The following is a 25,303-nucleotide window of genomic DNA, read 5'->3' as shown; positions in this document are numbered from 1 at the left end:
CCCCGGCTGCCTACCGGCCGGGGTCCTCGTCACGCGGTGCGCGCCGCGGCCGAAGAGGACTCGAGATCGATCAGGAACCGCTTGTGCTCGGGGTGAGCGCCGTACTGTCCCGCGCTCCCGTCGGCGCGCACCACGCGGTGCACGGGCACGATGATCGAGAAGGGGGTGAGACGACAGGCCGTCCCCACGGCGCGTGCGGCGCCGGGGCTCCCCGCCAGGACGGCGACCTCGCCGTAGCCGAGGGTCTGACCCCAGGGGATCTCGCACACCGCGAGCAGGGCGTCGCGGTGGAACCCCTCGATCAGACGCCAGTCCAGCCGGATGTGTTCGTCGAAGCGGATCGGGACGCCGTCGAAGTACTCCTCGACGAGGTGCGCGAGCTCGTCCGCCGCGCCCGGATCGGGTTCGGGCACGGCGTGCAGCCGCCGGGCGACGCCCTCCAGCAGCCAGGGGACGGTCGGGTCCTGCCCCTCGGAGAGGTCGAAGCTCACGACGCCGTCGTCGGAGAACACGACGAGGGCGTCGCCCAGCGGAGTGGGAACGAAGTCGTATCGGAAGTCCATGCCTCCATCCTGCTCGCCCCGAGAGCGTCGGGATGCTCGCGGAGCCGCGATCGGGGGAGAACCCGCCGCGGGGCGGTTCTGTGCAGGGCGAGTGCTCCGCGGCATCCGGAACCGCCCGTGAGGGCACCAATCCGGCACAAACCCGCCTGGCATGCAGGACCTCCTGCCACCGGACGCCTAGTCTGTGATATGTGTGGCGACGACAGGACAAGTCTGCGGATGACGCGGAGACGACGGCCGCAGTGACGCTCGGCGCACTGGGCGAGTCGTCGACCGGCGTCGCCCTGCCGCACGCCGCGGATGCCGAGCGGGCGCGCCTCAAGGCGGAGGCGGCGGATCTCGGCGGTCCGTCCCCGCTGATCCGCTATCACGACAGCGTCGAGGGCGGCATCGACATCTCCAAGGCGCACCCGGGGAGTCTGCCCCAGTTCATCACCGGTCGGTCCACTCTGCTGTCGAACCTCTTCCGGGACGAGGTCGGGCTGCGCACCGCGCGCCTGGCGGCCGAGCGCATCACCGCGAAGCACACCGAACTGCGCACGGTCCGCGGCATCGACGCCGTCCACCTCGTCGTCGGCCTCGCCGGGTGGCGGATCGGCGGGGTGGCGTTCTCTGCGCCGGTGCTGCTGCGCCCGCTGGCCATTCGCCGGCACCACTCCGACTTCGAGCTCAAGCTCCAGGGGGCCTTCTCGGTCAACCCGGAACTCGTGCGCATCGCCAGGGAGCACTTCGGGATCACGATCGACGCGGATGCGCTGGCAGCGCTCGCATACGACGGCGGCATCTTCAAGCCACAGCCCGTGATCGACAGCCTGCGGGCGCTCACGAGGTCGATCGACACGTTCTCGGTGCAGCCCCGGCTCGTCGTCTCGGTGTTCGCGGATGTGGCCTCGGCGATGGCGGCCGACAGCCGGAACCTCGATCACCCCGTGCTCAACGCCCTCGCCGGTCACGTCGACGACCGGGAGCGCCTCACCGTCGAACGACCGGCGCCCGCCGTGACGAGCCCGGACGATCGCGCGCCGGCATCGGACACGCTGCTCCTGGATGCCGACTCCGAGCAGGAGGCGGTGCTCGCCCGGATCGCCGCCGGCCATTCGCTCGCGATCGCGACGCTGCCGGGGACGGGTGGCACCCAGACCGTCATCAACGCCCTCGGCGAGCTGATCCGGGCGGGCAAACGCGTGCTCGTCGTGTCGGCGCGGCGATCGACGCTCGACGGCGTGCGTCATCGCCTGAGCGGGATCGGGCTGGACAGCCTCGCGATCAGCCCGGCCTCGGTCCGGCGTGACCTCGTCCACGCCATCGGGCGCAATGAGAAGGCCACGGCTCCGCGGGCCGGAGAGGTCGACGACGCGCTGGTGCGCCTGCGCACCGTGCTGCGCGACTATCGGCAGGCTCTCACCGCGCCGATCGCCGGCACCGGGGCCTCCGTGCTCGATGCGACCAGGCAGCTGACGCGGCTCGCGTCCCTGGAGCGGCCGCCGTCCACGACGGCTCGTCTCGACCTCGAGGCGCTCACGCGTCTCGCGGGGGATCGCAGCGCCGCAGCGGCCAAGCTCGTGCAGGCGGCCCGGCTCGGCGAGTTCCGCTTCGGTCCGGACGATTCGCCCTGGTACGGGGTCACGTTCGCCAGCACCGAAGCCGCGCGCGCTGCGCACGAACTGGCCGGCCGACTGCACTCCACGAGCGTTCCGGCACTGCTCGAACGCGGCTACGAGCTCATCGCCCAGACCCGGATGCGGCCGTTCGCGACGATCGACGAACTCGGCGAGTACCTGCGACTGCTGCAGGGCATGCGCGATTCGCTCGACCGGTTCAGTCCCACGGTCTTCGAGCGGCCGCTGGGCGAGCTGATCCAGGCGCACGGCTCGCGACGCGACGCCCCGGGGATGTCGAGCGCGAACCGGCGCCGGCTGAAGAAGCTCGCGAAGGAGTACGTGCGCCCGGGCGTGCACATCCTCGACATGCACGAGGCGCTGCTGAGGATTCAGCAGCAGCGCACCGAGTGGCAGCGCTTCGTCGACGCCGGTGTGGCTCCGGAGATCCCGCTGGGGCTCGGAGACGTGCACGCGGCGTGGCAGCGCGTCGAGGCCGAGCTCGGGGAACTGGATGCCGCGCTTGGTCGGCGCGAACCGCTGGCGACGCTGCCGCTGGCTCGCCTGGTGCGCACGCTCGCCGGACTCGCCGCCACCTCGGACGTCTTCGAGAACCTCGTCGAGCGGGCGACCATCCGCGACGAGCTCGCGCGGCTGGGGCTGGAGCCGCTGCTGGCCGAGCTGTCGGTCCGCCACGTCTCCGAGGATCGCGTGGCCGACGAGCTGGAGTTCACCTGGTGGCAGTCGCTGCTCGAGCGCGCTCTGCAGGATGACCGCGCGCTCCTGGGCGCGAACACGGCCGTGGTGGACCGGCTCGAGAAGGACTTCCGCCTCGTGGACGAGGCGCACGCAGCGATGGCGGGACCGCTGCTGGCGTGGCAGCTCGCCAACCAGTGGAAGATCGCGATCGTCGACGAGCCGACCGAGTCGCAGCATCTGCGTCGCGCGCTCACCCAGGGGACGCCGACCGCCGCCGAGATCGTGAGCGCCGCGCCGACGCTGCTGTCGGTCCTCGCCCCGGCGTGGATCTCCTCGCCGTACCAGGTCCCCGAGATCCCGGACAGCGTGGAGTTCGACACGGTCCTGCTGGTGGATGCCGCGGCCATCAATCTCGCGGAGGCGGCGCCCGCGATCCGGCGCGCACGGCAAGTCGTCGCGTTCGGCGATCCGGTGACCCAGCGTCCCACGCCCTTCCGCGTGGCGGTGGCAGGCGACGAGGACTGGGAGCCGGAGGTGCCGTTCGATTCGGTCTCGGTCTTCGAGCGCCTCGCCGAGCTGCTGCCGGTGGCCACACTGACCCGCAGCTATCGCGCCGGGGGAGAGGATCTCGCCGAGCTCATCAACGACGCGTTCTACGGGGGCGAGATCCAGTCCCTGCCGTGGGCGGGCTCCTATCTGGGGCGAGGCAGCCTGACGGTCGATTACGTCGAGGGCGGGGTGGGCACACCCGATCCGGTCTCGGGTGCTGTCGAGAGTCCGGAGTCCGAGGTGTCCCGCGTGGTGACGCTGGTCGTCGAGCACGCCGTGCACCGGCCCACCGAGTCCCTCATGGTCGTGACCGCGAGCAGACGTCACGCCGAGCGGGTCCGCGCCGCCGTCACCAACGCGTTCGCGGGCCGCAGCGACGTGACCGCCTTCGTCTCGCGCGACACCGCCGAGCCGTTCGCGGTGCTCACGCTCGAGGAATCCGTCGCCGAGAGCCGTGATCGGGTGATCTTCTCGCTCGGCTTCGGGCTCACCAAGCACGGCCGCGTCCTCAGTGACTTCGGCGATCTGTCGAGCGCCGACGGCGAGCGGCTGCTGACGGTGGGCATGACCCGTGCGCGCCGTTCGATGGTGCTGGTCTCGTCGATCCGGCCCTCGTCCTTCGACGACGGCCGGCTCGAGCACGGGGCGGCGACGCTCATGTCGATCCTCGGCGGTCTCGCGACGCGCGGTCGCGAGGCGCGCCTCGAGGACCTCGCGGACCCGTTGACCCTCGCTCTGGCGCGGGAGCTGCGTCGTGCCGGGGCGTCCGTCGACGTCGACTACCGGGGGCTGCTGCCGCTGGTCGCGCAGCACGGCGGCCGGGCCGTGGTCATCGAATCCGATCCGGAATCGCGGGGCGAGTCGCTTCGCGAGACCTTGCGCCTGCGGCCGAACGTGCTGCGCCGGCTGGGCTGGCACTACGTGCGCGTGCACGCGTTCGACCTCTACAGCGACCCCGCGACCGTCGCCAACCGCATCGCTGACGTGCTCGGCATCTCCGCCGACACGCAGCGGGTGGACCTCGACACGCAGCCCATCGAGCGGGGCGATGACTGAGGATCCGCGCCAGCGGGTCGAGCGGGTCGCGGGAGCGCGTCGCGCTCGCCTGACCCCGGCACCCGGCACCGACCCGTCACCGGACGTCGAGACGTCGGATGCCGCGGCATCCGTCGCCGTGAAGGGCCAGGGCCCCAACGACGCGCGCCTGCGCCAGGACGTCCCCCCGCACTACTGACCCGCGCACGCGGCCCCGCCCGCCCCGGGAAACGCCGAGAGGGCAGAAACGCGCGGTGCGCCGGCGCGCGACTGCCCGTTTCTGCCCTCTCGCGGCGACTACCCGGCGTTGTTCCTACGCAGCAGGTCGCGGATCTCGATGAGGAGTTCCTGTTCGCTGGGCAGCGTCTCCTCCTCGACCGCGGGGTTTTTCGCGGCCTGGTGCTCCTTGTACTTGTTCATCGGCAGGACGAACACGAAGTAGACCACGATGGCGACGGCGAAGAAGCTGATGATCGCGGAGATCAGGTCGCCGAGGGGGAACGTCACCTCGTTGCCGTAGATGTTCGTCAGCTTCGGACCGAAGTTCCCCGCGGCATCCGCCTCGAAGAACAGCGAGACGAGCGGATTGATGATGCTGGTCACCACGGCGTTGACGATCGCCGTGAACGCACCGCCGATGACGACCGCCACCGCGAGATCGATGACGTTGCCCTTGGTGATGAACTCCTTGAATCCCTGGATCACGGGAACCCCCAAAACGAATCGGACCTCAGCTCGAGGCCGGAGCCGCAGCGGGCGCCGGTGCGGCGCTCGTCGACGAATCCGCCTTCGATGATGCCGAGGATTCGCTCTTTCCACCACTTCCGCCGCGCGAGTCCGTGCGATAGAAGCCGGACCCGTTGAAGGTCACGCCGATCGAGCCGTACTGCTTGCGCAGCGGGCCGCCGCATTCGGGGCACGTGGTGAGCGCGGCATCCGAGAAGCTCTGGACGGCGTCGAACTGGTGACCGCACTGCGTGCAGGCATAGGCGTAGGTGGGCATGGCGGTGTTTCCTGGAATCAGTGCCGCGCGGGCGACAGGGTGAGGGTCCGGGTGGGGGTCACGATGCCGGTGACGGCCTGGTCGTGCACCTCCCTCGGAAGGGATTCGAGTACCTCGGAATCATAGATCACCGCGTACACCGGCGGGCACTTCTCCATCGAGCCGATGGTCTTGTCGAAGTACCCGCGGCCCCAGCCCAGTCGCATGCCCGTCCGGTCCACCGCGGCCGCGGGGATGATCATGAGGTCGACATCGTTCACCGCGATCGGCCCGAGCACCTCGCCGGTGGGCTCCGGGAGACCGTGCAGCCCCTCGGCGACGTCGTCGGTGTCGTTCGCGACGGCCCAGTCCAGGAGCCCGTCCGCACGCGTGACCGGCAGCAGGACTCGGATGCCGCGGCGCACGGCCCTCGTCACGAACTCGCGCGTCCCGGGTTCGGTGGTCGTCGACAGGAAGCAGGAGACGGAACGCGCGCCGAGGGAGTCGATCAGCTCGTCCAGACGTTCGCCGATCGCGACCGCGGCGGCTTCCCGCTGCGCGTCGGAGAGGAGCTGACGCCGCTCCCTGAGCTCGGCCCGCAGCGCCCGCTTGGCCTGCTCGACGTCGTTGGACATGCTCCCGAGTCTAGACGGGGCGTCCCGGTAAGCTGGCCGAATGGCGAATCACACGATCAAGGCCGTCATTCCCGCGGCGGGGCTCGGAACGCGCTTCCTCCCCGCCACGAAGGCGATGCCGAAGGAGATGCTGCCCGTTGTCGACAAGCCGGCGATCCAGTACGTCGTCGAAGAGGCCGCAGCGGCCGGCATCGACGACATCCTGGTGATCATCGGGCGCAACAAGAACGCCATCTCGAACCACTTCGACTCGGTTCCCGAGCTCGAGGTCAAGCTCATGGAGAAGGGCGACACGGGGCGTCTGGCGCGCGTCGTGCAGTCCAGCGACCTCGCCGACATCCACTTCGTCCGCCAGGGCGAGCCGAAGGGCCTCGGGCACGCCGTGCTTCGCGCCAAGACCCATGTCGGCGACAGCTCCTTCGCAGTGCTGCTGGGCGACGACCTGATCGACGAGCGCGACGAGCTGCTGACGACGATGCTGGAGGTGCACGAGCACACCGGCGCCGCCGTCATCGCGCTCATGGAGGTCGATCCGTCCAGCATCCACATGTACGGCGCCGCCGCCGTCGAGCCGACGGACCGTGACGACGTCGTGCGGGTCACCGGACTCGTCGAGAAGCCGGCGCAGGAGGACGCGCCGTCCAACCTCGCGATCATCGGACGCTACGTGCTGCCGGCGAGCGTCTTCGAGGTCCTCGAGCGCACCGAGCCCGGCAAGGGCGGCGAGATCCAGCTGACCGACGCGCTGCAGGAGCTGGCGACCCGGCCCGAGGGGCCCGGAGTGGTCGGAGTGATCTTCCGCGGCCGTCGCTACGACACGGGGGATCGTGTCGACTACATCAAGGCGATCGTGCAGCTGGCGGCCGATCGCGACGACCTGGGCGCCGACCTGCGCCCGTGGCTGAAGGAGTTCGCCGAGCGCCTCTAGGCCGCGAAGCGAGGCGTGCGATGGAACTGCTGGCGGGGCACCGGCACGGCAAGGTCGAGCTGCGGCTCATCCGCACCCGTGACGCGCGCACCCTGCAGCAGGAGCTCTTGAGCAACCGTGCCTGGCTGCAGCGCTGGGAGGCGACGATCCCGAACGGCGTCGCGTCGTTCGACATGCGCGTGGGCATCCGGCGTCTGCTGCAGCAGTACCGGGACGGCGGCGGGTATCCGTTCGTCATGGAGTACGACGGCGAGATCGCCGGTCAGCTCAACATCTGGGGCGTCGCGCGCGGGTCGCTGTGCTCGGCGACGATCGGGTACTGGGTGAGCGAGCGGTTCGCGGGGCGCGGGATCACGCCCACCGCGGTGGCGTTGGCGACCGATGCCAGCTTCACCGAGTACGGGCTGCATCGCATGGAGATCTGCATCCGCCCGGAGAACGCCGCGAGCCTGCGCGTCGTCCAGAAGCTCGGATTCCGGTACGAAGGCCTGCGGCGGAGGTACATCCACATCGACGGCGACTGGCGGGACCACTACGCGTTCGCTCTGACCCGCGAGGACGTGCCGCAGGGTGTTCTGGCGCGCTGGCTGCACGGACAGGCGCCGCAGGATGCCGCGGCCATTCCTCCTTCGGACCGGCTGTCGATCTGATTCGCCGGCGACACGCGTCCGGACTCCGGGGGCGGGGGGTGCGGTTCCCTTACCGTTGACGTTATGGATGGGCCGGTGCTGAGCGGGGGAGTGATCGTCCTCGTCGCCGTGCTCCTGTGGATGCTCTACCTGTTGCCCAGCTGGCGCGGACGGTACCAGTACAACGCGGCGGAGCGGAACGCCGTCCGTCTGAACCAGGCGCTGCGCGTGCTCGCCGAGACGAGCGAGACCCCGGAGGAGATCCGCCTCGAGCTGAACGCCCGGACGGCGCTGGCGCAGCAGAAGCTCGCCAAGCGCGTGCAGTCCGAGAAGGAGGCCGCCGAACTCGTGCGGCTGCGCGAGGAGCTGGCCGCGGCGCAGGCGGATCCGGCGCTGCAGCAGGCGAGGGCTCGCCGTCGGGTGCGCGTCGCCGCGCTGGTGGTCACGCTGGCCGGACTCGCTCTCGCGGGCGTCGGCATCTGGCAGCTCGTCCAGACCGGTGCGCAGGCGCTCATCTGGATCGGCGGTGCCATCGCTGTCGCGTCGACGCTCGTGCTGCAGCGCATGGCGCGAGTCGCCGCTCGAGCCGCCCGACGGCCTGCGGCCGTGGCTGAGGTGCCGGTTGCGCGGGTGTCTCCTCCGCTGCACGATCAGGGCACGGCATCGTGGACGCCGCGCCCGCTTCCCGAACCGCTCACCTCGGTGGCGGGCTCGCGGGCTCAGGTGGCGCGAGCGCAGATCGATGCCGCGCAGGATCTCCGTCGCGCGGAGCGGCTCGCCGAACTGCGGGAGCGCGCAGCGCGCATGGCACCTGAGGAACCGGTGCGCCTCGCTCCGCGTGAGGTTCCCGCCGCTGCCGAGGCGCCCGCCGCGGATTCGCCGTATGCGCGCATGGGCTTCGTCGACGACGCCGAGATCGAGGACCACGTCCGCCGGATGCTGTCCCGTCGTGCCGCCGGCTGATCATCGCACCTCCGGGAACGTGATAATCTAACGGAGGTTCAAGGGCCTATGGCGCAGTTGGTAGCGCGCCTCGTTCGCATCGAGGAGGTCAGGGGTTCGAATCCCCTTAGGTCCACCAACGACTTACGGCTCCGGGCGAATGCCCGGGGCCGTAAGTCGTTAATCAGGCTGAGTGATTCGGGGAGGAGGCGTTGCGCAGCGACGCCGACGGAGTCCCCTGAGGTCCACCGACGAGTCACCGGGCTGAGCAGACAGAAGGCGCCCGCACGTCCCGTTCAGACGGAGATCACCTCTCCCGTCATATCGCCCTCGACGGCATCCACGTATGCGTCGGCGACCACGGAAGCCGGCACCGGCGAGAACCCGGGGAAGCTGGCGTGGTATCCGGGGGCCTCGACCAGCACGTTCGGGCTGATCGCGTTGATGCGCAGGCCGCGCGGGAGGTAGGGCGCGACGGCGAGGATGTACGCGTTCACAGCACCGTTGGCGGTGGACGCCGCAGCGCCGGTCGGCACGGGCCGGGTGCTCAGGATTCCCGAGGTGACGGTGATGGACCCGCCGTCGCGCAGGCGGGGTACGGCTGCCGCTGCGACCGCGATCTGGCCGAGCGTCTTGTCCTCGAGTCCTGAACGGATGTCGTCGAGCGAAAGGTCCTCCAGCGGCTTGAACGGCGTCGAGCCGAAAGCGGTCACGACGGCATCCAGCGCGCCGACACGGGAGAACAGGGAATCGAGCGAATCCCGGTCACGGACGTCGACGCGTTCGTCGCTGCTGCGCGATGCGCGGATCACGGTGTGCCCGCGGGTCTCGAGGGCGCTCGCGACGGTCGCGCCGATGAGTCCGGATGCCCCGATGACGAGGATGTTCTGACGCATGTTCTGCTCCTTCAGGGTGGACCACCAGCCTCTCATCCGGAGCAGCCCGACCACGTTTTCTACGGCATGTAGAATTCAAGGGTGATCCGAACCGAGATCCCGAACGATCCCTGGGTGATCGAGGCGGAGCGCGCGGCGCGCGCTCCGGGGTTCCGTCGCCCCGACCTGTCGGCGGTGCCGCGACGCTCTCTCTACGCGCTCGGTGTGCTCGCGGCATCCCGAGCTCTGGGGCTGGTCCTCATCGCGGAAGCGCTCGCCCGGGGCATCTCCGGGCTCGCGGACGGAGGCATCGACGGCGGCGGGCTGCGTCTGGTGCTCGTCCTCGGCATCCTGGGAGCCCTGCTGCGATCCGGGGCGGAATGGGCGGCCTCCGTGCTCGCGCGACGCGTCGCCACGTCGGTGAAGCAGGATCTCCGCGGCCGCCTGTGGCGCGGGCTCGCTGCGGGCGACGCGAGAGGGGGAGGAACTGCGATCCTCGCCGCCGACGGGCTCGACGACCTGGACGACTACTTCGTTCAGACCATCCCCGCCGTCATCTCCGCCACGGTGGTGCCCCTGATCGTCGGTGTCCGCATCCTCGGTGCCGACTGGGTCAGCGCCCTCGTGATCGTCCTCACCGTCCCGCTGGTGCCGCTGTTCATGATCCTCATCGGCAAGCACACCCAGCAGCGCACGGACGCCGCCCTCTCGGCACTGACGCGACTGGCCGATCACCTGACCGAGCTCGCCCGTGGACTGCCGGTGCTCGTCGGCCTCGGGCGCGTCGACGAGCAGACGCGCGCGCTCGACGGCATCCAGAGCCGCTATCGCGCGCGGACCGAGGAGACTCTGCGATGGGCTTTCCTCTCCGCGTTGGCGCTCGAGCTCGTGGCGACCATCTCGGTGGCGATCGTCGCGGTCTTCCTGGGCCTGCGGCTGCTGAACGGGACGATGACCCTCGAACCGGCCCTTCTTGCGCTCGTCCTCGCACCGGAGTGCTTCACCGCGCTGCGGGAGGTCGGCACGGCCTTCCACGCGTCGCAGGACGGCCTCTCGGCGCTCGATCGCACGCGAGCTCTGCTGTCGCGCAGCGGCGGCAGGGACGTGCGCGAGCCCGGCGACGCCGGAATCCGGCTCGAGGCGCTCTCGGTGCGGTACGCAGGACGCGAGGACGCCGCGCTGGATGCCGTCACCGGGGAACTGCGCGGCATCACCGCGGTCACCGGCCCGAGCGGCGCAGGCAAGTCGACGCTGCTCTCCGCGCTCGCGGGAGTCCTCCCCGCGGATGCCGTCATCTCGGGGCGGATCGTCGGAGTGAGTGCGGATGCCGTGGCGTGGGCGCCGCAGGCGCCCCGCGGCTTCGCCGACACGCCGCGCGCCGAGCTCGCCCTGTACGGCGCCGGAGCCGACGCGCTCCGCGAAGTGGGGCTCGCTGCGCTGGCGGATGCCGCCGTCGCGGAGCTCAGTCCGGGCGAGTTCCGCCGGCTGGCGGTGGCCCGGGCCCTCGCGCGCATCGACGCCGGCGCGCGGCTGCTCGTGCTGGACGAGCCGACGGCGCACCTGGATGCCGGGTCTGCAGCGCTGGTCCGGGCGGCGATCTCACGTCGGGCCGACCGCTGCATCGTCGTGCTCGCGAGTCACGAGCCCGACACCCTCGCGATGGCGACGGGCACGATCCCGGTCGGCGCGACCGGTGCGGAATCCGGGCGGGCGGGGTCGGAAGCGGACGCGTCCGCGGCGCAGCGGCCTGGTCCGGCGGAGGTCGGGACTGCCGCGGTGGCCGCGCCCACGAGCGTGGCCGCGGCACCGAACAGACCGGTCGCCGGCCCGAGCGGGCGCCTGACGCTGCGCGCGCTGGTGCGTCCGCACCGGTGGATCTGGACGGCTTCCGTCCTGCTCGCGGCCCTCGCCGCGGGCCTCGGCATCGCGCTCACCGCCGTCTCCGGGTGGCTGATCGTCCGCGCGAGCGTCGAGGAGTACATCATGTATCTCCTCGTCGCGATCGTGGGCGTGCGCGCGTTCGGCATCGGGCGCGCGGTCGGACGCTATGCGGAGCGCCTGGTGACGCACCGCGCGGCGTTCCAGGTCGTCGACGCGCTGCGCCTTCGGCTGTGGCGGGCGATCGCTGCTCGCGGAGCGGGATCGCGTCGCCTGCTGGAGGGCGGAGCGCCGCTGGACTACCTCGTCACGCTGGCGGACGATCTGCGCGATCAGCTGCCGCGCGTGCTCCCGCCGATCGGCGCCGGCGTGCTGGTCATCGTCGGGGCCATCGTCACGACGGGCCTCGTCGCCCCGCATCTCGTGCTCCTCGTCGCCGCGGTGCTCCTGCTCGCGGTGGCTGCGGCATCCGTTCTTGCGATCGCCTCCGAGCGCGGGGCGGGAGCCGCCAGGGTGAGCGCGCGCTCGGACATCGTCCGCGGGACATCCGCGCTGGCCGCCGCGGCCGACGACCTGCGGGGCAGCGGCGCGACGCCCGCGGCGCTGGACGTCCTGGATGCTGCCGGCGACCGCCTCGCCGCCGCGGAACGGCGGGCCGCGTGGTCGTCCGGGCTGGGGTCGGCGGTCGTCACGGCGGCGGTGGCACTGCTCGCGATCCTCGTCGCGCCGCTGTCGCCGCAGCTGCCGGCCGAGAACGCGTCCACGGTCGCCCTGCTCGTGCTCGCACTGCTCGAGCCGCTGGTGGGGCTGGTCGCGGCCGTGCACCGGCTGCCGGCGCTGCGCGCCCTGCGGGAGCGCCTCGGTCCGATCCTGCGCCCAGCGCCGTCGCCGGAATGGGGACGGATGGCGCCGGATGCCGCGGTGGAGGAAGTCGCGCTGGACGACGTCACGATCCGCTATCCGGGAGCCGCACGCCCGGCCGTCGAGGGTGTCGCAGGCGTTGCGCGCGCCGGCCGCTGGCTCGTGCTCGACGGGCCGTCCGGATCGGGGAAGTCGACCGTGCTCTCAGCCGTGATGGGGGCGCTGCCGCTCGAGCGGGGCGCCGTCCTCGCCGACGACGTGCCCCTCACGCGGATGACCGAGCGCGGCTGGCGGGACCGGGTGGCCTGGTGTCCGCAGGACGCGTACGTGTTCGACTCCACGCTGCGCGGGAACCTCCTGCTGGCCAGGCCGCGGGATGAGGCGCCGGATGACACCGCCCTGCGCGCCGCCCTCGCGCGCGCCGGACTCGCACCGCTGCTGGACGGGCTGTCCGCCGGCCTGGACACCCGGGTCGGCGCCGGCGGATCGGCGCTGTCGGGCGGAGAACGTCAGAGGCTGGCCGTCGCGCGCGCCCTGCTGACGCAGGCCGACGTGATCCTGCTCGACGAGCCCACAGCCCATCTGGACGAGCCGACGGCGGCCGCGATGATGGCCGACGTGCGCTCGGCGACGGCGGACCGTGTCGTGCTGCTCGTGTCGCACCGGACGGCCGACCGGACGCCGGGAGACGACGTGGTGTCTCTCGCGCGGTGACGTCTGCGCAGGTTCAGCGAGCGAGCGGATCGAGTCGAAACGCACCAGGCGAACGCCGCTCGATCGTCAGCGTGTTTCCGGTCGGCTCCGCCGTCCTCGCTCAACGAGCGAGAGGAGGGGCGACCGCCGCTCTTCGCTCACACGTGCGAGAGGAGGTACCGGCTGCTCTTCGCTCAACATGTGAGGGAGGAGCGGAGAACCGACTCAGGCCGGGAAGAGACGGCGGAAGCGGTCGCTGACCCTCGTCGATCCCGAGACGACGCGCTCGGCGCCCGGCACTCCGCTGGCTCCCACGGCGAGGATGGCCCTGGCGAGCACTTCGTCGCGGACCTCCCGCCGAGCATGATCGTCGGCGAGCATCTCGACGAGCGCGGCGACTTCGGCCTCGGCACGGGCGGCGATGGGGAACCAGGGCAGCGCGGAGCGCCACGCACGGAACGCGAGCAGCAGCAGATCGTGGCGCTGCTCGACGTGCGCCCGCTCGTGCGCGATCACGGCGACGAGCTCATCGGGATCCAGGCGGTCCAGCAGCCCCTGTGACAGCACGGTCACCGAGCGCGCGCCGTTCGGCAGGCAGTACGCCACCGGCACCGCATCGTCGATGACCCGCGTGCGCGCCCTGGTCGGATGCGGGGACGTGAGCATGTCCAGCAGGGCGAGATGGCGGTGGCGCTGGAGCGTGACCTGCACGATCGTGACGGCCAGGTGCGCCAGCAGATAGACCGTGAACGCCGTGGCCGGCAGCAGCGCCCACCATGGATGCTGCGGGGCGACCGCATAGCCGGCGAGCGCGAGTGCGCCGATCATCGACAGCCCTCCCGCCAGGCCGATCGCCTGCCAGAGCAGCAGGGCGATCACCGGCATCCGCATCGGCCACGTGGCCCGCGACAGGGCGACGGGGACCGGCCAGGCCAGCGCCAGCGCGACGACGCCGAGAACGACGGCGCCCGCGACGACCGCGCCGTGCGGGATGACGACAGCCCCGACGAGGGCCTGGTCACTCGCGGCGGAGAACGCGGTCATGTGCGTCTCAGTGCGTCCCGGACAGCAGTTGACGGAGCACCGCGGCATCCTCGGCGGAGACGCCGCCCACGAAGCGCTCGAGGACGGCGGTGCGATCCCCCGCGTCGCCGAGGACCGAGTGCATGAGCTCGGCGACGTGGTCGGCGCGCGACGCGACGGCGGTGTAGCGGTGCGGACGCGCGGAGCGGTCGGAGGACACGAAGCCCTTCTTCTCCAGGCGCGAGAGCACGGTGAGCAGCGTCGTCACGGCCAGCGCGCGGCCGGCGGAGGAGAGCTGCTCCTGCACGTCGTACGCGGTGACGGGTGCATCGGCATCCCAGATCGCATCCATGACGGCGCGTTCGAGTTCTCCGAGCGTTCCCATGATCGCCTCCCTGGCCGTCCGTCGATTCTCACGGCCGATCTCATTCTACCCCCGGTCGAATTTGTTCTATGCTCTGTCGAAGAAGTTCTACGTAATGTAGAATTCAAGCGCGGGTCCTTCCCGCGATCGGCTCTGCGAAGGAGATCAGCAGTGGACGTGCTCGACATCGCCCGGTGGCAGTTCGGCATCACGACCGTGTACCACTTCCTGATGGTGCCGCTGACCCTCGGGCTCGGCATGTCCGTGGCGATCATGCAGTCGGCGTGGGTGCGCACCGGGGATGAGAAGTTCCTGCGCATGACGAAGTTCTGGGGCAAGGTCTACCTGATCAACTTCATCGTCGGCGTCGCCACCGGCCTCGTGCAGGAGTTCCAGTTCGGGATGGCATGGAGCGAGTACTCCCGCTTCGTCGGCGACGTCTTCGGGGCGCCGCTCGCCATGGAGGGACTGCTCGCGTTCTTCGTCGAGTCGACCTTCCTCGGCATCTGGATCTTCGGCTGGGGGCGCCTGCGCAAGGGGATCCACCTGGCGGCCCTGTGGTGCGCCGTGATCGGGTCCTGGATCTCGGCGTACTTCATCATCGTCGCGAACTCGTGGATGCAGCACCCGGTCGGCGTCGAGCTCGGAGCCGACGGACGTCCGGTGATGACCGATGTCTGGGCGGTGCTGACGAACAACACCGCGCTGGCGGCGTACACGCACACGATCTTCGGTGCGCTCGTGGTCGCAGGCATGTTCCTGCTCGGCATCTCGTGGTACCACCTCTGGCGCCGTCGTCACGACGGCATCGACACGGTCGACGCTCAGGGACGGGTCGTCGTGGGCGAAGCGGATGCCGTGCCCGGCCGCGACAGGAAGGACCACGGCGTCTGGATCTGGTCGCTGCGCTTCGGCGCGATCGTCGCGATCCTCGGCTTCGCCGGCACGGTCGCCACGGGGGACATCCAGGGCAAGCTCATGTACGAGCAGCAGCCCATGAAGATGGCGGCGGCGGAGGCGGCCTGCCACACCGGATCGGCCTTCTCGGTGCTCTCCCTCGGCGACCCCGGATCGCGCGACTGCTCCGACGTCGTCACCCTGATCGAGATCCCCGGCGTGCTCGGATTCCTCGGCACGGGGGAGTGGGGCGCCGAGATGCCCGGCATCAGCGATCTCGAGCCGCAGTACGTGAACCAGTACGGCGAGACGATCCCGAACGACGAGCTGTACGGCGACCGCGCCGGCAGCGAGGTCGAGTACGTGCCGGTGATGTGGGTGACGTACTGGGGCTTCCGGCTCATGATCGGGCTGGGCGGCATCGTCGCGACGGGCGCCGTCATCGCCCTGTGGCTCACCCGCAAGGGGACGGTCCTGCGATCGCCGTGGATCATGCGCCTGGCGCTGCTGGGCATCGTCGCTCCGTTCGCGGCCAACATCGCCGGCTGGATCTTCACCGAGATGGGACGGCAGCCCTTCGTCGTCGCCCCGAACCCGGACGCGACCGGCATCGACGGGGTGTTCATGTTCACGGCGGCCGCCGTCTCACCCGGGGTCACTGCTGGCGAGATGCTCTTCTCCGTCATCACCCTCACGGCGGTCTATGGCGTGATGCTGGTGATCGAGCTCTTCCTCATGACCAAATACATCCGCGGCGGGGTCGCAGCGTCCATGCCGGAGCTCTCCGGGCACCGGGATGCCGACGACGACGGCCCCGGAGACGGCACCGACGGCGACCGGCGCGACGACGTCCTCGCCTTCGCCTACTGATCGGGAACGAGAGGAATCACCATGGAACCGCTTCCCATCGTCTGGTTCATCGCGATCGCCGTGCTGTGGATCGGATACCTGCTGCTCGAGGGGTTCGACCTCGGCGTCGGCATGCACATGATCTTCTCGACGCGTTCCGAGCGCGATCGCCGCGTCATGCTGAACACGATCGGTCCGGTCTGGGACGGCAACGAGGTGTGGCTCATCACGGCGGGCGCCGCGATCTTCGCCGCCTTCCCGGCCTGGTACGCCTCGCTGTTCTCCACGTTGTACGTCCCGCTGACGATCACGCTCGTCGGGCTCATCGTCCGTGCGGTCGGCATCGAGTACCGCGGAAAGATCCACACCGAGCGCTGGCGCACGTTCTGGACGTGGATGATCGGGCTCGGCTCCCTCATCGTGGCGTTCTGCATCGGCGCGGCGCTCGCCCTGACTTCGCTCGGCCTGCCGATCGACGCCAACGGCGACCGGGTGGGCGGCCCCTTCGTCTGGTTGACCGTCCCGGCCGTGCTCGGCGGGCTGGCCGTCGTCGGGTTCTCCCTTGCCCACTCCGCGACCTTCCTCGGTCTCAAGGCGAACGGCCCGGTGCGCGAGCGCGCCGGACGCTTCGCCGCGCGCTGGGCTCCGCTGTGCCTTCTGCCGGCGGCAGGATGGGCGATCTGGGTGCAGCTCGCCCACGGCGGCACCCCTCTCGCGTGGACGTTCATCGCGCTGGCCGTGGCCGGGGCCGTGGTGGGCTGGATCGCGGCGCGCCGACGCCGCGAGGGCACGGCCTTCATCGGCTACGCCGGGTTCGGGCTCTTCGGCGCCGCGGCGGTGTTCGCCGGGATGTTCCCGCTCGTGCTGCCCTCGACCGTGGATCCGGCCTTCGACCTGACGATCGCCAACGCCTCGAACAGCCCCTACACGCTCGGCGTCATGACCGTCATCGCAGCCGTGTCGCTTCCGGTGATCCTGCTGTACCAGGCCTGGAGCTACTGGATCTTCCGCAAGCGGGTGACATCGGGCATGATCCCGGACGCGCACATCGTGCTTCCGGCGATCCTGCGGGCGGACCCGGCTCGCTGACGATCAGGCTCACCCGCCTCCGCCGTCGGCCGTGTGCCGGTACTTCTCGGAATCCGGATCGAGGTGAACCGGCACCTCGCGGTCCGGCTCGATGTGGACCTGGACGCCATCGGTGAACACGACGACGCCGAACCCGGGCAGCGGCACGCGTGAGGGAGTGGCCGACATCGCCACCGCGATGTCGCGTTCGGCGTCGCCGTCTCGGTACACGATGCGGGTGTCGCGGAACTGCGTGAATCCGCCGATGTCACCCGTCATGCGGCCGATCGACACGACGGTTCCGAACAGACGCCGTCCGCGTTCCCGCAGCCGCGCGATGGCCCACCCTCGCCGTCGCGCCCGGGCGACGGCGAACGGCAGCCAGGTGGCCGATCCGGCGAAGCCGAGCAGGGCGGCTGCGATGAAGAACAGCGAAATCACGCCATCCGTCGTCTCGACCGGCGAGGCCGTCGCGATCGCCGCGTCGATCGCCATTCCGGCGCCGAAGCCCGCGCACGCTGCACACGCCGCCATGACGAAGGCGATGTCGAGCTGCCGGAAGATGCGCCGGGCGACGGCGAAGAGACCAGCCGTGGACCACATCATGAGCACCGCGGCACCGGCGAGGAGAACCAGCCACCACCACGTCCGGGACATCTCCTGGAGCGCCTCCGAGCGCACCGGGCCGATCGTGCGCGGCGCGGAGAGGATCATCAGGATCAGCCAGGCGCCGGCGGTGCCGACCATTCGCAACAGCAGACCGAGGTCGAGACGGCCGACGTTCTCGCCGGGAGGAAGGACCGTGATTCGTCCCCCGTGGTCCGACACGGAGAACACCGGACCGCTGACCCACCACGGCTCCTTCATGCGCACCTCCCGGAATCAGGCTAGGCGCGCGGGGTGCTCCCGATCACAGGTCGCGCCTCACCCCAGCAGCAGGGTCGCGACCAGCAGCACCGGCACGCAGCCGATCGTCGTGATGAACACGGTGTCGCGCGAGATCGCCTCGCCGACGTCGTAGCGCTGCGAGTAGTTGAAGACGTTCTGAGCGGTGGGGAGAGCGGCCAGCACGACGACGATGAGCACCTCGTGCGCGCTGAGACCGAACAGGAACTGCGCGACGAGCCACGCGATCACCGGCATCACCAGCAGCTTCAGCGAGGAGGCGAGCAGCACGTCGCGGCGATGGCCGGAGGTGCCGAGCACGCGCTGGCCGAACAGCGAGATGCCGTAGCTGACCAGCAGGACCGGCACGCATGCGTTCGCGAGCAGCACGGCCGGCTCCATGACGATGGGCGGCAGGTCGATCCCGAGGACCGACACGAGCGTGCCCAGCGCCGAGCCGAGGATGATCGGGTTGGTCGCCGTGCGAGCCATCGTGCGCCACACCGAGCTCTTCCTCGCGGCGGTGACCGCGTCGAGGATCGTCAGCGAGATGGGCGTGAACACCAGCAGCTGCATGAGGATCACGGGCGCGGGATACGCGGCGCTGCCGAGCAGGTAGAGCGACAGCGGAATGCCGATGTTGTTGGAGTTCACCTGGCCGGCGGACAGGGCGCCGATGACGGTCTCGCCGACATCCCGCTTCCAGAACACTCGGGCGACGAGCGCGTAGGCGGCGATCACGACGGCCGCGGCGATCGCCGAGACCGGAAGCAGCGAGGAGAACAGGACCTTCGCGTCGGCCTGCGCGAGCACGGTGAACAGCAGGAACGGGGACAGGACGAAGAAGGTGAGCCGCCCGAGCACGTGGCGCGCGTGCGGGCCCAGCAGGTCGATGCGGCCGATGACGTACCCGACGGCGATCGCGAGTCCCACCACGGCGAATCCGGTGAGAGTATCGAGCACGCTCTCGAGCGTAGCGCCCGGTCAGCTGCCGCCCTCGCCGCTGGGCGCCGTGTAACGCGAGATGTCGGTCGCGAAGTCCAGAGGGCGATCGGGATCCGGCTCGACGTGCGTCCGGCCGTGCGGGCTGACGAGCACGAGCACGGGTGATCCGGGGAGGGGCACCCGGTGGGCTGTCGTGCTCATCGCCGCCGTGATCGTGCGCCGGCGCTCGCCGTCGACGAAGCGCACCTCGATGCGGAACTGCGGCCGCGCGAGGATCCACAGAGACGGGTCCGGGACGATCGCGACCTCCCCCGGGAGGTGGCGCCCGTGTGCGCGCAGCTGCAGGATCTCGCGCGTCACGCGGCGGACCGAGGACACGCTCAGGAGGAACAGCAGTAGCGCACCGACCGCGACGACCGCGCTCGCGGCGGCTCCCCACCCCACGAACGGCGCGAGGTCCGCGATGAACGGCTCGCGGTTCCCGGACAGCAGCCACGACCAGACGAGCAGCGCGATCGCCGTGCCGCCGGCCACGATCCAGGTCGCGCCGCGCATCGCGAGCGAGGCCTGTCCGAACGCCTCCTCGAGGAGCGCGTAGCAGGCGGGGACGACGGTGATGAGCATCCACGCCGCCCCCAGGACGAGCGGGATCCACCAGAGCAGGTGCCAGGCGCTCCAGCCGAGGGCGGCCGCGAGCGGCGGGAAGCTCGCGGGCAGGACCAGCGCGATCAGGATGCCGCAGAAGACGGGGGCGATCGCGAGCATCAGAACCTGGACGGCGTCGAGGCGGGGAAGGTCGGCGTCCGGTCCGACGGACACGATGCGACTCCCCGCCCGTGTCGTCGAGAAGATCGGACCGTCCTCCCACCACACCTCTTCGCGCGTCTCATCCGTCATGGCTGCAGGCTACGCGCCGGTGTCCGCTCCCGATCACGGGTCGGATTCCGGCGGGTGCATCCGACGGAGGAATTTCCCGGTCAGCGGGAAATTTGACTTCCTGCAGGAACCGGATATGGTCGATCATTCACCCGCCAGCCGACGAAGGGGAAGCGAGTTCACATGTCAGGCAAGTCACCGCGCGCACGCGACGGCAGGAAGACCCCGCAGCTCACTCTGAAGGAGAGGAGAGCGGCCAAGCGCGAGAAGAGGGAGCCGGCCGCGTTCATCAAGCCGCGCAAGGGCGCGTCCGGCTGATCCGAACGCCGGCCTCATCGCCGAAGGCGTCGTTCCAGCGTGGATGCCGTCTCGGCGACAGCCGTCGCGGCTGCCTGCTCCTCGGGTCCCGCATCCGTCGACCAGGTGGCCGCGACCGCTGCGATCGGCCAGCCCGCCGCATCGTGGACGGCGGCGCCGACCGATCGCAGTCCGGGTGTCACCTCGCCGTCCTCGATCGCGAGGCCCCGGACGCGCACCTCGCGCAGCAGATCCCGCAGTTCCGCGGGCCCTGACGGTCCGTCGCCGGTGCGGGTCGGGAACGCGGAGCGGTCCGGGAACAGCGCGCGCACCTGCCCACGGGGGAGGGCGGCGAGCATGGCACGGCCGGTGGCGGTCAGATGAGCGGGCAGCCGCACCCCGACATCCGTCACCAGGGCCGGTCGCCGGGGTGCGCGTTCCTCGACGATGTACACGACGTCCGCGCCGCTCATCACGGCCAGATGGGTGCTCTCGCCGAGCCGGTCCGCCAGCGCGGCGACGAGCGGCCGCCCGAGTCGCGCGAGCGGCTGCTGCCTGGCGAACCCGCCGGCCAGCTCGCTGGCCGCGGTGCCCAGAGCCCAGCGGCGTTCCTCGCGCAGATGCAGCACGAAGCCGTGCTCGGCGAGGGTCGCGAGCAGGTGGTACACGGTGGATCGGGGCAGCTCCAGGTCGCGGGCGATCGCGGACGCCGCGACCGGCGCCGGCCGTCCGGCCAGGTGACGCAGGATCCGCAGCGTCTGATCGGCTGCGGGCACCCGGGGCGACGGTCTGCCGCTCATGTCTGGGATCACAGACACATGATCGCACGGAAGGCTGTCGCGGGCCGTCGCCGGGGTGTGGAATCGGGAGCATGAGCGCGCATCCCCCTGTCCACGTCGGAGCCGAGCCCCTGTCCGTCGCCGACGTCGTCGCCGTCGCCCGTCATGACGCGCCGGTCGAGATCGACACCGCAGCCCTCGACCGGGTCACCGAGACGCGCGCGATCGTGGACGCTCTCGCCGCCGACCCCGATCCGCACTACGGCGTCTCCACGGGATTCGGCGCCCTCGCCACGACGTTCATCGCCGCAGATCGTCGCAGGCAGCTCCAGGCCAGCCTCATCCGCTCCCACGCCGCGGGCACCGGCGCCGAGGTGGAGCGCGAGGTCGTGCGCGGACTGCAGCTGCTGCGCCTGCAGACCCTCGCCTCGGGGCGAACGGGCGTGCGCCCCGTCGTCGCCGAGACCTATGCGGACCTGCTGAACGCGGGAATCGTCCCGGTCGTCCGCGAGTACGGGTCGCTGGGATGCTCCGGCGACCTCGCTCCGCTCGCGCACATCGCGCTCGCCGCGATGGGCGAGGGGGAGGTGCGCACCGGGAACGGGCTCGTCCCGGCATCCGAAGCCCTCGCGGCCGCCGGGATCGAGCCGCTCGTCCTGGAGGAGAAGGAGGGGCTCGCGCTCATCAACGGCACGGACGGGATGCTGGGGATGCTGGCGCTCGCTCTCGCCGACCTGGAGACCCTGCTCACGACCGCGGACGTCGCCGCCGCGCTGTCCGTGGAGAGCCAGCTCGGCACGGACGCCGTGTTCGCCGCCGACCTCATGGCGCTGCGGCCGCAGTCCGGGCAGGCGGTGTCGGCATCCCATCTGCGCGCGTTCCTCGCGGACTCGCCGATCGTCGCGAGCCACAAGGGCCCGGAGGACGGGCGCGTGCAGGACGCCTACTCGCTGCGCTGCTCGCCGCAGGTGCACGGCTCTGCGCGCGACACCGCTGAGCACGCCGCGACGATCGCGTCGCGCGAGCTCGCGAGCGTCATCGACAACCCGATCATCACCCCGGACGGCCGCATCGAGTCGAACGGCAACTTCCACGGCGCTCCGGTGGCGGCCGTGCTCGACTTCCTCGCGATCTCGGTGGCCGACGTCGCGAGCGTCTCGGAGCGCCGCACCGATCGCGCGCTGGATCCCGCACGCAGCCATGGTCTGCCGCCGTTCCTCGCCGACGAGGTGGGGGTCGACTCCGGGCTCATGATCGCGCAGTACGCCGCGGCCGGGATCGTCTCGGAGCTCAAGCGCCTCGCGGTCCCGGCATCCGTCGACTCCATCCCGTCCTCGGCGATGCAGGAGGACCACGTCTCGATGGGCTGGTCGGCGGCGCGCAAGCTGCGTCGCGCGATCGACGGCCTGACGCGGGTCCTGGCGATCGAGATCCTCACCGGCACGCGGGCGCTCGATCTGCGCGCACCGCTGCAGCCGGGCCCCGCGACCGGCGCCGTCCGCGACCTCGTCCGCACCGTCGCCGGCGGTCCGGGTCCCGACCGCTTCCTGTCGCCCGACATCGAGGCCGTCACCGAACTCGTCCGATCGGGCGCCGTCGTCCGGGCAGCGAAGGAGCACGCACATGCCTCGTGAGATCAGGGCCCCGCACGGGCCGGAGCGGACCGCGAAGAGCTGGGGCGCCGAGGCCGCCAAGCGGATGCTGATGAACAACCTCGACCCCGAGGTCGCCGAGCATCCCGAGGACCTCGTCGTCTACGGCGGCACCGGCCGCGCCGCGCGCAACTGGGAGGCGTACGACGCGATCGTGCGCACGCTCGACGAGCTCGAGCCCGACGAGACGCTCCTGGTGCAATCCGGAAAGCCCGTCGGCGTGTTCCGCACGCACGAGTGGGCGCCGCGCGTGCTCATCGCGAACTCGAACCTCGTCGGCGACTGGGCGACGTGGCCGGAGTTCCGCCGTCTCGAAGAGCTCGGGCTGATCATGTACGGGCAGATGACCGCGGGAAGCTGGATCTACATCGGCACGCAGGGCATCCTGCAGGGGACCTACGAGACCTTCGCCGCCGTCGCGCGGTCGCTCGGGCGCGACTCGCTGCGGGGCACGCTGACCCTGACCGCAGGCGCGGGCGGCATGGGCGGGGCGCAGCCGCTCGCCGTGACGATGAACGAGGGCGCCGTGTTCATCGTCGACGTCGACGAGTCGCGCCTGTCCCGTCGCGTCGCGCACGGATACCTCGACGAGTACACGACCGACCTGGACGCCGCGGTGGAGCGTGTCCTGGCCGCCAAGGACGCCGGCGAGGCGCTGTCGGTCGGTGTGCTCGGCAACGCCGCCGAGGTGTTCCCCGAGCTGCTGCGTCGCGGCGTGCCGATCGACATCGTGACCGACCAGACCAGCGCGCACGATCCGCTGGCGTACCTGCCTCTCGGCGTCGCGTTCGAGGACTGGAAGGGCGAGGCATCCCGGGACCCGGAGGACTTCACCCGGCGCGCCCGCGAGTCCATGGCCGCGCACGTCGCCGCGATGGTCGCGTTCCAGGATGCCGGAGCCGCCGTGTTCGACTACGGCAACTCGATCCGTGCGGAGGCGGAGCTCGGCGGGTTCGAGCGGGCGTTCGCGTTCCCCGGCTTCGTGCCGGCGTACATCCGGCCGCAGTTCGAGGAGGGCCGAGGGCCCTTCCGCTGGGCCGCGCTTTCCGGCGACCCGGAGGACATCCGGCGCACCGACCGGGCGATCGCCGAGCTGTTCCCCGAGGACACCGCGCTGCACCGCTGGCTCGAGAAGGCCGGGGAGAAGGTGCACTTCGAGGGTCTTCCCGCGCGCATCTGCTGGCTGGGGTACCAGGAACGCCACCTCGCCGGACTGCGGTTCAACGAGATGGTGGCCTCAGGCGAGCTGTCGGCGCCGATCGTGATCGGCCGCGACCACCTCGACTCTGGGTCGGTCGCCTCGCCCTACCGGGAGACCGAGGCGATGAAGGACGGTTCGGACGCGATCGCCGACTGGCCGCTGCTGAACGCGCTGCTGAACACGGCGTCCGGGGCGAGCTGGGTCTCGCTGCATCACGGCGGCGGGGTCGGGATCGGGCGGTCCATCCACGCCGGCCAGGTGACCGTCGCCGACGGTTCGGACCTGGCCGCGGAGAAGCTCGCCCGCGTCCTCACGAACGATCCCGGCACGGGTGTCATGCGCCACGTCGACGCCGGATACGAGCACGCGCGCGACGTCGCCCGCGAGCGCGGCCTGAAGGTGCCGATGCTGTGAACACGCTCATCACGAACATCGCGGAGCTCACGACCAACGTCGGAGAGGGCCTGCTGCGCGACGCCGCCGTCCTGGTCGAGGACGGCCTGATCTCCTGGGTCGGCGACGCCGCGGCGGCACCGCGTGCGGAGGAGGTGGCGGATGCCGCGGGGCGAGCCGTCATCCCGGGATTCGTGGACAGCCACAGCCACCTCGTCTTCGGGGGCGACCGCGCCGCGGAGTTCGAGGCGCGCATGGCGGGTGAGAAGTACGCCGCCGGCGGGATCCGCTCCACCGTCGCGGCGACCCGCGCGGCCTCGGACGAGGAGCTGCGCACGCGGCTGCGCGGATTCATCGATGAGATGCTCGCGCAGGGGACGACGACCGTCGAGATCAAGAGCGGGTACGGACTCACGGTCGCTGACGAGGAGCGGCTCGTGCGCCTCGCCGCCGAGGTCACCGCCGAGGTCACCTTCCTCGGCGCCCACGTCGTGCCCGCCGAGTACGCCGACCGTCCGGAGGCCTACGTCGACCTCGTGACGGGGCCGATGCTGGATGCCGCGGCCCCCCACTCCCGCTGGATCGACGTGTTCTGCGAGACCGGGGCGTTCACCGTCGAGCAGTCCCGGCGCATCCTGGAGGCGGGCATCGCCCGCGGACTCGCACCGCGCGTGCACGCGAGCCAGTTGGGCCCCGGCGAAGGAGTCCGACTGGCCGTCGAACTCGGCGCCGCCTCGGTCGACCACGGCACCTACCTCACCGAGGACGACGTGGCGGCTCTCGCGGCATCCGACACCGTCCTGACCCTGCTTCCCGGTGTCGAGTTCTCGACCCGGCAGCCGTATCCGGATGCGCGCCGGCTCCTCGACGCCGGAGTGTCGGTGGCGCTGGCCTGCGACACGAACCCCGGCTCCAGCTTCACCAGCTCCATGCCGTTCTGCATCGCGATCGCTGTGCGCGACATGGGGATGACCCCGGGCGAGGCGGTCCGGGCCGCGACCGCCGGGGGCGCGAAGGCGCTGCGTCGTGGCGACATCGGCGTCATCGCTCCCGGCATGCGCGCGGACCTCGTGCTGCTGGACGCTCCCAGCCGCGTGCACCTGGCCTATCGTCCGGGCGTGCCGCTGGTGGCCGGCGTCTGGAAGGACGGCATCCGGGTGCGCTGAGCTCACGAAAGAGAGCCCGACTCGGCGGTCGGGCTCTCTCG

23 protein-coding genes and 1 tRNA gene are annotated in these 25,303 nt (G+C 71.1%); 13 read left to right on the top strand and 11 right to left on the bottom strand.

From position 1 onward, the window contains the following. Positions 1-29 precede the first annotated feature (29 nt). Entirely contained in the window at positions 30-563 is a 534-nt protein-coding gene (locus AC3RXZ_RS05690; RefSeq protein ID WP_491493391.1) for a methylated-DNA--[protein]-cysteine S-methyltransferase, read from the bottom strand. Between the two features lie 191 nt (positions 564-754). On the opposite strand from AC3RXZ_RS05690, the gene AC3RXZ_RS05685 reads away from it, so the two are divergent. Together AC3RXZ_RS05685 and AC3RXZ_RS05680 are read left to right on the top strand one after the other, a co-directional pair. Then, entirely contained in the window at positions 755-4,465 is a 3,711-nt protein-coding gene (locus AC3RXZ_RS05685) for an AAA family ATPase (RefSeq protein ID WP_374208912.1), read from the top strand. After that, entirely contained in the window at positions 4,458-4,643 is a 186-nt protein-coding gene (locus tag AC3RXZ_RS05680; protein ID WP_491493390.1) for a hypothetical protein, read from the top strand. The genes AC3RXZ_RS05685 and AC3RXZ_RS05680 overlap by 8 nt, the downstream gene beginning before the upstream one ends. A 98-nt stretch (positions 4,644-4,741) precedes the next feature. On the opposite strand, the gene mscL is transcribed toward AC3RXZ_RS05680, so the two are convergent. From mscL to AC3RXZ_RS05665, 3 genes are read right to left on the bottom strand one after another with little or no spacing between them, the layout of a single operon-like run. Continuing rightward, positions 4,742-5,149, bottom strand: coding sequence for a large conductance mechanosensitive channel protein MscL (gene mscL / locus AC3RXZ_RS05675; RefSeq protein WP_491493389.1), 408 nt, complete (start codon positions 5,147-5,149; stop codon positions 4,742-4,744). Positions 5,150-5,174: 25 nt separating this feature from the next. Beyond that, the gene (locus AC3RXZ_RS05670) at positions 5,175-5,447 is read right to left on the bottom strand and encodes an FmdB family zinc ribbon protein (protein ID WP_243224669.1); all 273 of its coding nucleotides are present in this window, start codon (positions 5,445-5,447) and stop codon (positions 5,175-5,177) included. Between the two features lie 17 nt (positions 5,448-5,464). Next, entirely contained in the window at positions 5,465-6,061 is a 597-nt protein-coding gene (locus AC3RXZ_RS05665; protein WP_243224670.1) for a 5-formyltetrahydrofolate cyclo-ligase, read from the bottom strand. Positions 6,062-6,101: 40 nt separating this feature from the next. Here AC3RXZ_RS05665 and galU point away from each other — a divergent pair, with 40 nt between their 5' ends. From galU to AC3RXZ_RS05645, 4 genes are all read left to right on the top strand, one after another. After that, entirely contained in the window at positions 6,102-6,989 is an 888-nt protein-coding gene (galU, locus tag AC3RXZ_RS05660; protein WP_243224671.1) for a UTP--glucose-1-phosphate uridylyltransferase GalU, read from the top strand. Positions 6,990-7,009: 20 nt separating this feature from the next. After that, positions 7,010-7,639: a GNAT family N-acetyltransferase gene (locus tag AC3RXZ_RS05655; protein WP_243224672.1), complete on the top strand. Its 630-nt coding sequence runs from the start codon at positions 7,010-7,012 to the stop codon at positions 7,637-7,639. A 63-nt stretch (positions 7,640-7,702) separates the two neighbouring features. Next, a complete protein-coding gene (locus tag AC3RXZ_RS05650) occupies positions 7,703-8,581 on the top strand; it encodes a hypothetical protein (protein ID WP_243224673.1) in 879 nt (292 codons plus the stop codon). Between the two features lie 42 nt (positions 8,582-8,623). Further along, positions 8,624-8,699 (top strand) — tRNA-Ala (locus tag AC3RXZ_RS05645). 157 nt (positions 8,700-8,856) lie between these two features. Here the strand turns inward: AC3RXZ_RS05645 and AC3RXZ_RS05640 are convergent. Beyond that, positions 8,857-9,456, bottom strand: coding sequence for a short chain dehydrogenase (locus AC3RXZ_RS05640; protein ID WP_243224674.1), 600 nt, complete (start codon positions 9,454-9,456; stop codon positions 8,857-8,859). 81 nt (positions 9,457-9,537) lie between these two features. On the opposite strand from AC3RXZ_RS05640, the gene cydC reads away from it, so the two are divergent. Further along, positions 9,538-12,888 (top strand): thiol reductant ABC exporter subunit CydC, encoded by a 3,351-nt coding sequence (cydC, locus tag AC3RXZ_RS05635; RefSeq protein ID WP_491493388.1) that lies wholly within the window; start codon positions 9,538-9,540, stop codon positions 12,886-12,888. A gap of 204 nt (positions 12,889-13,092) precedes the next feature. On the opposite strand, the gene AC3RXZ_RS05630 is transcribed toward cydC, so the two are convergent. Further along, positions 13,093-13,911: a M56 family metallopeptidase gene (locus AC3RXZ_RS05630; RefSeq protein ID WP_243224676.1), complete on the bottom strand. Its 819-nt coding sequence runs from the start codon at positions 13,909-13,911 to the stop codon at positions 13,093-13,095. Positions 13,912-13,918: 7 nt separating this feature from the next. Continuing rightward, positions 13,919-14,275 carry a BlaI/MecI/CopY family transcriptional regulator gene (locus AC3RXZ_RS05625; RefSeq protein WP_243224677.1) on the bottom strand — a complete coding sequence of 119 codons (357 nt, stop codon included), beginning with the start codon at positions 14,273-14,275 and terminating at the stop codon, positions 13,919-13,921. Positions 14,276-14,425: 150 nt separating this feature from the next. Between AC3RXZ_RS05625 and AC3RXZ_RS05620 the strand changes: the two genes are divergently transcribed. Both AC3RXZ_RS05620 and cydB read left to right on the top strand, forming a co-directional pair. Continuing rightward, a complete protein-coding gene (locus AC3RXZ_RS05620; protein WP_243224678.1) occupies positions 14,426-16,021 on the top strand; it encodes a cytochrome ubiquinol oxidase subunit I in 1,596 nt (531 codons plus the stop codon). A gap of 21 nt (positions 16,022-16,042) precedes the next feature. Beyond that, a complete protein-coding gene (gene cydB / locus AC3RXZ_RS05615) occupies positions 16,043-17,089 on the top strand; it encodes a cytochrome d ubiquinol oxidase subunit II (RefSeq protein ID WP_491493387.1) in 1,047 nt (348 codons plus the stop codon). 9 nt (positions 17,090-17,098) lie between these two features. Here the strand turns inward: cydB and AC3RXZ_RS05610 are convergent, their stop codons facing one another. Genes AC3RXZ_RS05610 through AC3RXZ_RS05600 form a run of 3 tightly spaced genes read right to left on the bottom strand, consistent with a single transcriptional unit; the run spans position 17,099 to position 19,795 of the window. Further along, positions 17,099-17,935, bottom strand: a complete 837-nt coding sequence (locus tag AC3RXZ_RS05610) for a hypothetical protein (RefSeq protein WP_491493386.1) — start codon at positions 17,933-17,935, stop codon at positions 17,099-17,101. 57 nt (positions 17,936-17,992) lie between these two features. Further along, a complete protein-coding gene (locus AC3RXZ_RS05605) occupies positions 17,993-18,916 on the bottom strand; it encodes an AEC family transporter (RefSeq protein ID WP_491493385.1) in 924 nt (307 codons plus the stop codon). A 21-nt stretch (positions 18,917-18,937) separates the two neighbouring features. Further along, the gene (locus tag AC3RXZ_RS05600) at positions 18,938-19,795 is read right to left on the bottom strand and encodes a hypothetical protein (protein ID WP_243224682.1); all 858 of its coding nucleotides are present in this window, start codon (positions 19,793-19,795) and stop codon (positions 18,938-18,940) included. A gap of 162 nt (positions 19,796-19,957) precedes the next feature. On the opposite strand from AC3RXZ_RS05600, the gene AC3RXZ_RS05595 reads away from it, so the two are divergent. After that, on the top strand, positions 19,958-20,092 hold the full coding sequence (locus tag AC3RXZ_RS05595) for a hypothetical protein (RefSeq protein WP_283818065.1): 135 nt from the start codon (positions 19,958-19,960) through the stop codon (positions 20,090-20,092). 14 nt (positions 20,093-20,106) lie between these two features. Here the strand turns inward: AC3RXZ_RS05595 and AC3RXZ_RS05590 are convergent, their stop codons facing one another. Continuing rightward, the gene (locus tag AC3RXZ_RS05590; RefSeq protein WP_491493384.1) at positions 20,107-20,871 is read right to left on the bottom strand and encodes an IclR family transcriptional regulator; all 765 of its coding nucleotides are present in this window, start codon (positions 20,869-20,871) and stop codon (positions 20,107-20,109) included. 71 nt (positions 20,872-20,942) lie between these two features. On the opposite strand from AC3RXZ_RS05590, the gene hutH reads away from it, so the two are divergent. From hutH to hutI, 3 genes are read left to right on the top strand one after another with little or no spacing between them, the layout of a single operon-like run. Continuing rightward, on the top strand, positions 20,943-22,484 hold the full coding sequence (hutH, locus tag AC3RXZ_RS05585) for a histidine ammonia-lyase (RefSeq protein ID WP_491493383.1): 1,542 nt from the start codon (positions 20,943-20,945) through the stop codon (positions 22,482-22,484). Then, positions 22,474-24,117 (top strand): urocanate hydratase, encoded by a 1,644-nt coding sequence (hutU, locus tag AC3RXZ_RS05580; RefSeq protein ID WP_491493382.1) that lies wholly within the window; start codon positions 22,474-22,476, stop codon positions 24,115-24,117. The genes hutH and hutU overlap by 11 nt, the downstream gene beginning before the upstream one ends. Continuing rightward, positions 24,114-25,262: an imidazolonepropionase gene (hutI, locus tag AC3RXZ_RS05575; protein ID WP_243224686.1), complete on the top strand. Its 1,149-nt coding sequence runs from the start codon at positions 24,114-24,116 to the stop codon at positions 25,260-25,262. The genes hutU and hutI overlap by 4 nt, the downstream gene beginning before the upstream one ends. Positions 25,263-25,303: the final 41 nt, after the last annotated feature.

This window comes from Microbacterium cucumeris (assembly GCF_058349845.2).
This window is presented reverse-complemented; position numbering and strand designations above follow the sequence as displayed.